The sequence below is a fragment of the Tsukamurella paurometabola DSM 20162 genome (assembly GCF_000092225.1).
GTDB classification, from domain to species: domain Bacteria; phylum Actinomycetota; class Actinomycetes; order Mycobacteriales; family Mycobacteriaceae; genus Tsukamurella; species Tsukamurella paurometabola.
In genome coordinates this window covers 1,883,400-1,894,563 of record NC_014158.1, presented here as the reverse complement: position 1 = coordinate 1,894,563, position 11,164 = coordinate 1,883,400, and the positions used below count along the sequence as shown (strand labels likewise).

The 11,164-nt window shown below is 68.1% G+C and carries 9 protein-coding genes; 3 read left to right on the top strand and 6 right to left on the bottom strand.

Annotated elements, in window-relative coordinates:
• Positions 1-101: 101 nt before the first annotated feature.
• Complete coding sequence (locus TPAU_RS09070) at positions 102-1,355, bottom strand: aminotransferase family protein (protein WP_013126458.1); 1,254 nt, start codon at positions 1,353-1,355, stop codon at positions 102-104.
• 19 nt (positions 1,356-1,374) lie between these two features.
• Between TPAU_RS09070 and hrpA the strand changes: the two genes are divergently transcribed.
• On the top strand, positions 1,375-5,310 hold the full coding sequence (gene hrpA / locus TPAU_RS09065) for an ATP-dependent RNA helicase HrpA (RefSeq protein WP_013126457.1): 3,936 nt from the start codon (positions 1,375-1,377) through the stop codon (positions 5,308-5,310).
• A 10-nt stretch (positions 5,311-5,320) separates the two neighbouring features.
• Here hrpA and nrdR read toward each other — a convergent pair whose 3' ends face one another.
• Together nrdR and TPAU_RS21880 are read right to left on the bottom strand one after the other, a co-directional pair.
• Complete coding sequence (gene nrdR / locus TPAU_RS09060) at positions 5,321-5,791, bottom strand: transcriptional regulator NrdR (RefSeq protein WP_013126456.1); 471 nt, start codon at positions 5,789-5,791, stop codon at positions 5,321-5,323.
• A gap of 230 nt (positions 5,792-6,021) precedes the next feature.
• Positions 6,022-6,666 (bottom strand): hypothetical protein, encoded by a 645-nt coding sequence (locus TPAU_RS21880; RefSeq protein WP_013126455.1) that lies wholly within the window; start codon positions 6,664-6,666, stop codon positions 6,022-6,024.
• Between the two features lie 254 nt (positions 6,667-6,920).
• Between TPAU_RS21880 and lexA the strand changes: the two genes are divergently transcribed.
• Positions 6,921-7,631, top strand: a complete 711-nt coding sequence (lexA, locus tag TPAU_RS09050; protein ID WP_013126454.1) for a transcriptional repressor LexA — start codon at positions 6,921-6,923, stop codon at positions 7,629-7,631.
• Positions 7,632-7,696: 65 nt separating this feature from the next.
• Here the strand turns inward: lexA and TPAU_RS09045 are convergent, their stop codons facing one another.
• Together TPAU_RS09045 and TPAU_RS09040 are read right to left on the bottom strand one after the other, a co-directional pair.
• Positions 7,697-8,842, bottom strand: coding sequence for an acyl-CoA dehydrogenase family protein (locus tag TPAU_RS09045; RefSeq protein WP_013126453.1), 1,146 nt, complete (start codon positions 8,840-8,842; stop codon positions 7,697-7,699).
• A complete protein-coding gene (locus TPAU_RS09040) occupies positions 8,843-10,075 on the bottom strand; it encodes an acyl-CoA dehydrogenase family protein (RefSeq protein ID WP_013126452.1) in 1,233 nt (410 codons plus the stop codon).
• 55 nt (positions 10,076-10,130) lie between these two features.
• Here TPAU_RS09040 and TPAU_RS09035 point away from each other — a divergent pair, with 55 nt between their 5' ends.
• Positions 10,131-10,730, top strand: coding sequence for a TetR/AcrR family transcriptional regulator (locus tag TPAU_RS09035; protein ID WP_013126451.1), 600 nt, complete (start codon positions 10,131-10,133; stop codon positions 10,728-10,730).
• A gap of 24 nt (positions 10,731-10,754) precedes the next feature.
• On the opposite strand, the gene TPAU_RS09030 is transcribed toward TPAU_RS09035, so the two are convergent.
• Positions 10,755-11,102, bottom strand: a complete 348-nt coding sequence (locus TPAU_RS09030; RefSeq protein ID WP_013126450.1) for a hypothetical protein — start codon at positions 11,100-11,102, stop codon at positions 10,755-10,757.
• Positions 11,103-11,164: the final 62 nt, after the last annotated feature.

Below are 11,164 nucleotides of genomic sequence, written 5' to 3'. Positions count from 1 at the left end.
GCCCGCAGTGTGTCACGCCTCACATTACGAAGGGGTTTGATTGGTCAACAATCAGTCAAGGCGCAACCTTGTGCAACCCCCGCGCGACAATCGCGCGCACATCAGGCGTCGAGCGCCCGGCGGGTGGCGGCCGCGATCTCGGCCACCTGCTCGTCGGTGGTGATCAAGGCCGGCGAGTACTGCAGCGTGCCCAACCCAGCGGCACGACCCGAGACACCTTGTGCGCGTAGCTTCTTCACCATCGCCATCGCCTCGGCGGGCTCGTTCAGCTGCACGCCGGCCACCGCGCCGACACCGCCGCGGACCTGCTTGACCTTGGGGTGATCAGCCAGCGGTGCCAGCTCCCGCAGCAGTGTGTCCTGCAACCGCAGGGCTTCGGCGACGAGATTCTCCCGCTCCATGATGTCGAGTACCGCCATCGACGCGGCGGCTGCCGCCGCGTGGCCGCCGTAGGTGTAGCCGTGGCGCCACCACACTCCTCCCGCGAAGAAGGGCTCAGCGACGTTCGGCGCCACGAACAGTGCGCCCATCGGTACGTATCCGCTGGTGAGCCCCTTCGCGGTGGTCATCAGATCGGGCTGCAGGTCGAACCGGCTGGAGGCGAACCAGGCACCGCCGATCCGGCCGAAACCGGTGATCACCTCGTCGGCGATGAACAGCACGTCGTGTTCGCGGCAGATCTCGCGCACCTCACGCAGGTAGCCGTCGGGCGGCGGCAGCAGGCCCCCGGCGCCGATCACGGGCTCGGCGACGAAGGCGGCGATGGCGTCGGCGCCGACGCGCTCGATGAGTCCGAGCAGCTCCTTGGCATCGTCCCAGGCCACGGTCGCGGTGTCGTCGAACAGGACGCCGCCGTATCCCTCGGCGTTCACGGGGATGCCGCCGAGGCTGGTGCCGCCCACGTGCATGCCGTGGTAGGCGTTGGACCGGCCGACGATCAGCTTCTTGGTGGGCTTGCCCTTCTCCTGCCAGTACCGCCGGGCCAGCTTGATGGCGGAGTCGACGGAATCGGAGCCGCCGGAGGTGAAGAAGATCTTGCTGTCCGGGACCGGCGCGATATCCCGCAGCCGCTCGGCGAGAGCCACCGTCGTATCGGTGGCGGCGTCACCGAAGCCGGTCACGTGCGCCACCTTGAGCAACTGGTCGCGCACGGCATCGGCGACCTCCGCCCGGCCGTGGCCGACGTTGGCGAACCACAGGCCGGCGGTGGCATCGAGATAGCGGTTGCCAGTGGTGTCGTAGACGTACGCACCGTCGCCACGGGCGAAGACGAACGCGCCGTCGCGTTGCACTGCGCCCATGTCTGCGAAGCCGTGCCAGAGTGCCGATGGTCGCGTGGATCCCTGTCCGCTCATGGTGGATAAACTAGTCCAAATGACGAAGCAGGCGAGCACGACGGCGGCGGACGCCCCGGCCAAGCGCGACCTGTACGCGGCGCTCGGCACTGCGACCGAACCCGCGGTCACGCTTCGCGACGAGACCAGGCTGCGTGGAAAGCTCAAGCGCAGCAAACCCGCCGACCTGCCGCGCATCGCGCGCGACATCGAAGCCGCTCGGGACAGGTACGCCACCCGCGTCGCGGCGGTGCCGGCGATCGTCTACCCCGAAGACCTCCCGGTCAGCGCGCGGCGCGAAGAGATCGCGAAGGCCATCGCCGAGAACCAGGTGGTGATCCTCGCGGGTGAGACCGGCTCGGGCAAGACCACGCAGCTACCGAAGATCTGCCTCGAACTCGGGCGCGGCGTGCGCGGCATGATCGGCCACACCCAGCCGCGCCGGCTGGCGGCGCGCAGCGTGGCCGAGCGCATCGCCGAGGAGACGAAGACCGAACTCGGCGATGCGGTGGGATACGCCGTGCGGTTCACCGACAAGGTCTCCCCCGCTACCTCGGTGAAGCTGATGACCGACGGCATCCTGCTGCGGGAGCTGACCCGCGACCGGCTACTACGCGATTACGACACGCTGATCATCGATGAGGCGCACGAACGCAGCCTGAACATCGACTTCATCCTCGGCTACCTCAAGCAGATCCTGCCGCGCCGGCCCGATCTCAAGGTGATCGTCACCTCGGCGACCATCGAGCCCGAACGGTTCGCCGCCCACTTCGCCGCGCCAGACGGTGCGCCGGCACCGGTCATCGAGGTCAGTGGCCGGACCTACCCGGTGGAGATCCGTTACCGCCCGCTCGATGAGCTCACTCCCGAGGGCGACGATCCCGCCGACCAGGTGACCGGCATCGTTGCCGCCGTCGACGAGCTCTCCCGGGAGGCACCCGGTGACGTGCTCGTCTTCCTCTCCGGCGAGCGCGAGATCCGCGATGCCGCCGAGGCCCTGTCGGCCTGCGCCCGCCCGGGAACGGAGATCCTTCCCCTCTACGCCAGACTCTCGGCCGCGGAGCAGCACCGGGTGTTCGCCCCGCACAGTGGACGCCGGATCGTTCTGTCCACCAACGTCGCCGAGACCTCACTCACCGTGCCGGGCATCAAGTACGTGGTGGATACCGGCACCGCTCGCATCTCCCGGTACTCGATGCGCACCAAGGTGCAGCGGCTGCCGATCGAACCGATCTCGCAGGCCTCGGCGCAGCAGCGGTCGGGTCGCTGTGGCCGCACCTCGGATGGCATCGCGATTCGGCTCTATGCCGAGGACGACTTCGACAGCCGCCCGATGTTCACCGATCCGGAGATCCTGCGCACCAACCTCGCGTCGGTGGTGCTGTCGATGACTGCGCTGGACCTCGGTGAAGTGTCGGCCTTCCCGTTCGTGCAGCCGCCCGACGAACGCGCCGTCCGCGACGGTGTGGCACTCCTCGAGGAACTCGGCGCGCTCGAAGACGCTCATGTGGGACACAAGCGCCTGACCCCGGTCGGGCGACAGCTCGCGGAGCTTCCCGTGGATCCGCGCATGGCGCGGATGCTGGTGGCCGCCCGGGAGTTCGGCGTGCTTGCCGAGGTTCTCGTGATCGTGGCCGGGCTGTCCATTCAGGACGTGCGCGAGCGGCCGGCCGAACACCGCCAGGCCGCCGACGACAAGCATGCGCGCTTCGCCGATCCGACATCGGACTTCCTGTCCTACCTGAACCTGTGGCGTCACCTGGGCGACCGTCGCGCGGAATTGAGTTCGAGCGCCTTCCGTCGCGAGTGCCAGCGCGAATTCCTGCATTACGTGCGGATCCGCGAGTGGCAGGACTTGCACGGCCAACTCCGGCAGATATGCCGCGATATGGGCTGGACACTCGACTCGATCGGGCGGGAACCGGCACCGTCGGCCGATCTGATCCATCAGGCGTTGCTCTCCGGCCTGCTGTCCCAGATCGGACTGCGCGAGAGCGACGGCAAGGAGTTCCTGGGGGCCCGCAATGCCACGTTCCTGATCTTCCCCGCATCGGCGCTGTACCGGAAGCCGCCGCGGTTCGTCATGGCCGGCGAGTTGGTCGAGACCTCCCGCTTGTTCGCACGGACCGCCGCCAAGATCGAACCGGAGTGGGCCGAGAAGCTGGCGGGTCCACTCGCCAAACGTCAGTACTCGCAGCCGCATTGGTCCACCAAGCGGGAGGCGGTGCTCGCCAAGGAACGGGTCACCCTGTTCGGAGTGCCGCTGGTCGCGGACCGCACGGTGAGCTTCGGCACGGTCGATCCGGAGGCGGCACGCGAGATCTTCCTGCGGCACGCCCTGGTGCAAGGTGAGTGGCGCACCCGGCATGCCTTCTTCGCGCGCAACCGTGCTCTGCTCGACGACGCTTCGTACCTGGAGGACAAGGCTCGACGCCGCGACATCGTGGTCGACGAGGACGCGCTGTTCGACTTCTACGACCTCCGGGTGCCCGAGGGCATCGTCTCTTCGCGGCACTTCGATTCCTGGTGGAAGAAGGCCTCCCGCGAGGATCCCGGACTGCTGGACTTCACCGAGGACGACCTGCTGGTGGATGGTTCCGCCGGGATCACGGGCGAGGCCTACCCGGCCGCGTGGTTGCAGGGCCGAATCGAAGTGCCGCTGAAGTACCGGTTCGAACCTGGCGCCGCCGACGACGGCGTCACCGCACGGATCGACGTCAAAGACCTCGCGACGGTGCGTGCCGACGGGTTCGAGTGGCTGGTACCGGCGATGCGTGACGAGTTGGCGACAGCGCTGATCAAGACGCTGCCGAAGCAATTGCGGCGCGAGGTGGTCCCGGCGCCGGACTTCGCCGCGGCGGCACTGGCCCGGCTGACACCACGTGCCGAGCCGCTGACGGACGGACTGGCGCGGGAACTGACGCAACTGTCGGGCACCGTGATCCGGCCCGACGACTTCTCCCCCGAGCAGTTGCCCGCGCACCTGCGGGTGACCTTCGTGGTGATCGGAGACGACGGCCGCGAACTCGGCGCGGGCAAAGACCTGACCGCGCTCAAGCGGACGCTCGGCGCCGCTGTCCAGGAGGACCTGTCCAGCCGCGCGGGCGCGTACGAACGCGCGCCCGCGCGCGAATGGACCGCGCAGACCCTCGGCGACGTGCCGCGACGGATCGACACCGAAGTGCGCGGCAGCCGGGTGACAGGGTTCGGCTCGCTCTATCCCGACGGTGACCGTGCCGGCGTGCGGGTGGTGGCGGACGAAGCCGAGCAGACACGGCTCATGGCCGCGGGACTCGACGTGCTGCTGGCGAATGTGCTGCCCGCCGCGCACAAGTCGGCGTTACAGGGATTGAACCCGCGCGAGCGGATGGCGCTGTCGCAGAGCCCGTACGAATCTCCGATGGCGCTGCTGGAGGATTGTCGCCGCCGCGCGATCGCCGATCTGCGGGCGCAGGCGGGGACGGCCTGGACCCCCGACGAGTTCACCTCGCTCGCGGCGACGGTGCGCGCCCGGCTCGGCGAGACGCAGCAGCAGTACCTGACCTGGGTCGCATCGGCGGTCTCGACGGCGACCGAGGTCCGGGGGTCGATCGGGAATCCGCCGCCGGCCGCCCGGGATGCGGCCGATGACATCGCCGATCAGCTCGATTCGCTGCTGTTCCCGGGTTTCGTGGGGGCGACGGCGGGCGTGCATCTGCGGCATCTGCCGCGGTACATCCAGGGTGCGGCCGTCCGCTGGGCGGCCCTGCCCGCGTCGATCGACCGTGACGATCGCGGGATGGCAACGCTGGATCGGGTGTACGGCGCGCTGACGGCGAAGCTGGATTCACTGCCGCAGCACCGGCGCGATGCCGGCGTGGAACAGGTGAGCTGGCAGATCGAGGAACTCCGGGTGAGCTTGTTCGCACAGGCGCTGGGCACCGCGGGCTCGGTGTCGGAGAAGAAGGTGCTGGCCGCGATCGCGGCGCTGAGCTGACCGTGTCCCGTCAGGCGGCGTCGGTGGGACCCGCCGCCGCACGGGTGCGGAGATCACGGATCGCGGACTCGAAGTCTTCGATCGACATGAAGCCTTGGTAGACCGAAGCGAAGCGGAGGTAGGCGACCTCGTCGAGGTCGCGAAGGGGCCCGAGAATGGCCAGGCCGACCTCATTCGACGGGACCTCGGCGACGCCCGAGGCGCGTACGGCGTCCTCCACTTGCTGGGCGAGCTTCTGGAGATCGTCCTCGGCGACGGCGCGTCCCTGACAGGCGCGACGCACGCCCTTCATGACCTTCTCACGACTGAACGGCTCGGTGACGCCGTTGCGCTTGACCACGGCCAGAACCGCGCTCTCCACAGTCGTGAAACGACGGCCGCACTCGTTGCACGAGCGCCGACGCCGGATGCCCTGCCCGTCGTCGAAGACGCGCGAGTCCACCACGCGGGTGTCCTCGTTCTTGCAGAACGGACAATGCATCGGTTCACCACCCTCAGCCCAGACATCGGCATACCGCTGGGGCAGTTGCAGCACCGTGGCACCGGCGTGCGTCGCGCCCCGCGTTGTTGCCTTCGAGGATACTCGCCGGGGCAGGCGCACCACGTTGTCGAGGTGCACGACCCGCGCGCCTGGCCGGGTTTCCGCCGTCGCGGTGTTCGTGATCATCTCTCGCCTCTCAGGGAAAGTGTTGGAGTTCGGGCTGGTCGGAATCAGTACCGCGGAGTGACGAGAGTCTGTCCGGCGCGGACGCGGCCGTCGGTGAGCCCGTTGATGCGGGAGACCTCGTCGACGACGGAGGCGACGGGGCGCTCGGGCGCGATCTCACGTGCGACTTGCTCGAGCGTCTGCCCCGAGCGGACGGTGACCACCGATGTCAGGGCCGGGGTGCCGGCGGACACCGGGGCGGCCTGCGGCTCGGGCGAGGCGCCGCCGAAGAGCAGCACCACTGTGGCGAAGGTGGCCGCCGCGGCGAGCACGCAGGCGAGCCAGGTGGGCCGAGGACTGCGCCGCGCGCACCCGTCGGCCCGGGAGTAGCCGCGCGGACGGCGTGCCGATTCGCGCACGCGGATGCGTTCGATGGAACGCGTCCGCGCACCGCGGGCGCCGACCACTCGGATGGCCGATGGGGCCGAACCAGCGGTTCGAACATCGCCTCGTTCCGGCGTGTTCGACACGGTGATCGAATCCCCGGAGCCCTCACCGGAGCGACTGCGGACGAGCCGGGGCGAGAGCCCCCGCGCCTGCGCGGCGCCGCGGCGATGAACCGTGGCCGCCGTACCGTGGCCAACCAGCCCGGCACGACGGGGTGCACTCTGGCCTGCCTCGATGGTGTCCCGATCGATGATCGCGGTCATGACTTCTCCTCTAGTGGATGGCGGACGCTCCTATGCACTTACTGGTGTACCGAGGGGGACTGACAAGTTTTCAATCCAGCCCCACCAGTCACACCAGTGTGCGTGCATGTGTTCGAAAGAATCTCTGTTCGATTTCTATCACAGGGTCCGATCGAAGGGAAGACACGCGGGCGAAATTCTCGAACAAATGTTTGTCGAGTCGCTCGGACTGGACTACAGTGGAATCACCAGCGACGGGCGTGAGGAACGAGACGATGACAGAGGAACGGCAGATTCAACACCGCGACAAGCGCTTCCGCGATGCGCAGGGCAATGTGTCCGAGGATCACCTCACGCGGCGGCAGAAGCAGGTGCTCGAGGTGATCCGTAGGTCCGTCCGAGACCGCGGCTACCCGCCCAGCATCCGCGAGATCGGCGACGAGGTCGGGCTCACCTCCACCTCATCCGTCGCTCACCAGCTGCGCACGCTCGAACGCCTCGGCTTCCTGCACCGGGATCCGAACCGTCCGCGTGCGGTGAACGTCCAAGGCACCGAGGAACGCACCGCACAGGTCATCCAGCGGGTCATGGAAGACGAAGAGCGAATGCCCGAGCCGGCCTTCGTCCCGGTACTCGGCCGGATCGCGGCGGGCGGGCCCATCCTCGCCGAGGAGGCTGTGGAGGAGATCTTCCCCCTCCCCCGCGAGCTCGTGGGCGAGGGGTCGCTGTTCCTGCTCAAGGTGGTCGGCGAGTCCATGGTGGACGCCGCGATCTGCGACGGCGACTGGGTCGTGGTGCGGCAGCAGTCGGTCGCGGAGAACGGTGACATCGTCGCTGCGATGCTCGATGGCGAGGCCACGGTGAAAACGTTCCGGCGCACCGGCAAGGACGTCTGGCTGATGCCCCACAACCCGGCGTTCGATCCGATCCACGGTAATGACGCCGTGGTGCTCGGCAAGGTCGTCACCGTCATGCGCCGCATCTGATTCGCTCCCTGTGCGCCTCACCCCCGTCCGGATCCGGACGGGGGTGAGGCGTGTTCACACCGGGATCAGCGGGCGAGCTCGGCGTACCGGTGCAGGTGATCGGTGGCGGAGCCGAACTCCGTCTCGATCGCGGTGAGCCGCTTGAAGTAGTGCCCGATCGCCAGTTCCTCGGTCATCCCCATACCGCCGTGCAACTGGACGGCGTTCTGGCCGATGAATCTGGCCGCCCGCGCGATGGTGATCTTCGCGGCCGAGACCGCCCGCGCGCGGCGTCGGTCGGGACCGGACAGGTTGAGCACCGCGAGATAGGTCGCCGCCACGGCCTGCTCCAGTTCGAGCGACATGTCGACCATCCGGTGCTGCAAGGCCTGGAACGATCCGATCGGCACGCCGAACTGCTTGCGCTGCTTGGCGTACTCCACCGTATCGGCCACCACGCGGCGCATCACACCCACCGCCTCGGCGCACACGGCAGCGGTGCCGTTGTCCAGTGCGCGTTCGACCACCGGCCACGCCTGACCGGCGGTGCCGAGCAGTGCGGAGGCCGGAACCTCAAGATCGGTGAAGCGCAGATCTCCGGTGTGGTGGTCGTCGATCGTCCGGTAATAGTGCGCCTCGACGCCTGTCGGCGGCTTCTGCGCGTCGAAGTCGATCAGGAACAGCGACAATCCGTCCCGGTCGAGCCGATCCCCGGAGGTCCGGGCCACGACGATCAGATGCGTCGCCAGAGGTAGATCAGCGACCACGATCTTCTCGCCGGAGAGGACGTAGCCGTCGCCGTCCGGCGTGGCCGTGCAGTGAACGTCCCACGGTTCGCGGCCCGATTCCGGTTCGGTGAGAGCGAGGGCGATCCGCGCGTGACCTTCGGCGACGGATTCGGCGAGGGCGTCGGCTGCCGGCCCGCCCGCCCCCGTCAGCAGGGCACCGCCCACCACCGCGGTACCCACATAGGGTTCCACGACGAGCGCGGCACCGAGCGCTTCGCTGATCACCATCATCTCCTCCGGCCCGCCGCCGAGCCCGCCGACCGACTCCGGCAGCGTCGCGGCGAGGATCCCGAGCTCGGAGGCGAACGCCTCCCACACTTCCGGCTGCCAGCGTTCCGGAGAGCGGGCGGCCCGGCGCGATTCGAGGAGTGGATACCGTCCCGTCAGGTACGCGGTCACGGAGTCGCGCAGTAGGGCTTGTTCGTCGGTGAGTGTGAAGTCCATTTACAGCCCCAATGCCGCTTTCGCCAGGATGTTTCGTTGAATCTCGTTGGAGCCGGCGTAGATCGAGCCGGCTCGGTCGTTGAAGTAGCGCAGGGGCGCCACCGCTTGCCACAGGTCACCGCTGTGCGCACCGTCGGCCGGCGGAACGTACTCGACCACCGGGCCACCCGGGCGCGTCACATGTGGCTGATAGATCCGCCCGCGGGGACCGGCGCTCTTGTGGATGAACTCGGTGACCGCCTGGCTGATCTCGGTGCCGAGGATCTTGAGCATCGACGATGCCGGTCCGGGGTTTCCACCCGCCGCCAGCACCGCGAGCGAGCGGTGTTCGAGAATCTCGAGCACGTCGACCCGCGCGTGCAGTTCGGCGAGGCCCAGTTCGAAGTCGGGATCCTCGGCGAGCGGTCTGCCGCCACGGCCGGGCACCGTTCTCGCCTGCTCCGCGAGCCGGTCCAGCGAGACCTGCAGCCACGGCGCCGCCGCGCCGCCGCCGCGTTCGAACTCCAGGAGGTACTTGGCGACCGTCCAGCCCTGGTCGATCTCACCGAGGACGTTCGCCTTCGGGACGCGGACCTTGTCGAAGAAGACGACGTTCTGCACCTCCTCACCCGAGGCCATCACGAGCGGCTGGATCTCGATGCCGGGCACCGTGAGGTCGAGCAGGATGAAGGTGATCCCCTGCTGCTTGCGCTCCTGCTTCGACGTCCGCACCAAGGCGAACATCCAGTTGGCCTCGCGTGCGTGCGTGGTCCAGATCTTCGATCCCGTCAGCAGGAAGTCGTCGCCGTCGGATTCGGCACGCATCTGCAGGGACGCCAGATCCGAGCCGGATTCCGGTTCGGAGTAGCCCTGGCAGAAGAACACCGAGGCATCGAGGATGCCCGGCAGGAAGAACTTCTTCTGTTCCTCGGTACCGAATCGGATGATCGCGTGCGCCACCATCCGAATACCCATCGGCGACAGGAACGGGGCGCCGGCCAGCACCGATTCACGGGAGAAGATGTAGTGCTGACCGACGGTCCAGTCCTGGCCGCCGTACTCCACGGGCCACGCCGGTGCGGCCCAGCCGCGCTCGTGCAGAATCGCCTGCCACTGCAGACTCGCGTCGTGGTCCGAGTACACGCTGGTCGCCAAGTTGCCCGCGGCGCGCAGGTCGGGGGTGAGATGCGTGTCCAGGAACGCACGGACCTCGTCCCGGAACGCCTCTTCCTCGGCCGTGAAGTTCACATCCATGCAGGATTCTCCTCTGAGCTTTGACACCCGCCAACAGGCGAGACAAAATAGGAGTATGTCTCATCCCGACCGTCCTGCCAACCACATCGCGCTGATTCGCCGCGCGGCGGATTGGTTTCGCGAAGGACGCCGGGTCGACATCGGTCAGTTGGCGACGGACCAGGGCGTCGGCCGGGCAACCGTGTACCGCTGGTTCGACAGCCGCGAACAGGTGGTGGGTGAGGCGATCTGGCTGGGCATCGCGCAGGCGATCGCGCGCGTCGAGGCCGATGAGCCGATTCGCGACCGGGCCGCGTTCCTCCGCGCGTTCTCCCGGCTCGCCTACGAGGTGCGCGGCTACCCACCCCTGGCGCGGTTCGCCTCCGACGAACCGGAGTTCGCCATGCGCGTGCTGCAATCGGGCAGCAGCGTGGTGCAGGAGCGCCTGATCTCGTGGGTCGCGGGGTGGCTCGACGCGATAGACCTACCGCGATCCGGTGTCGTGCACGGCGTCTCACGCGGCGACCTCGCCTACGCCATCGTCCGACTCGCCGAATCCTTCCTCTGGTCCGACATGATCATCGGCAGCGCACCCCAACCCGACACCGCGGCCTCGATGGTCGAACTGCTGTTGCGCGGCGCGGAGACCACGGCACAGTCCGGACGGTCGGGTTGATTCCCGCGTGGCGATGACGAACGCTCAGAACATGCGCAGCAGCAGTCCGATGAGCGTCGCGAAGAACGCCCCGATTCCGTACGCGTGGAACAGAGCACCGCGCCCCAGCTGGCTGGCGTTGTACCGTCCGGCCCAGTGCTCTTCTTTGAGCCACCCGATCAGCGCGATCACCGAGAATGCCAGCACGCTGAGCGGCGCGAGAACCGATAGTTCCCGGCTCGCGGTGAGCAGCCCCGCGAGGATGCCGGTGATCAGCGCAGCCCACGTGATCCAGTCGGGCATGCGGACTCGGGCGAGTCCGCACAGCGGCACGACGATCACCGCGAAGACGAAGACGACGACAGCCGACATCGTCGGAGCGAAGAAGCTCACTCGCGCCTCCCTCTAGCGAATCTGTTGACTCACACAATTCTACGGATTGCGATAGCGAACAC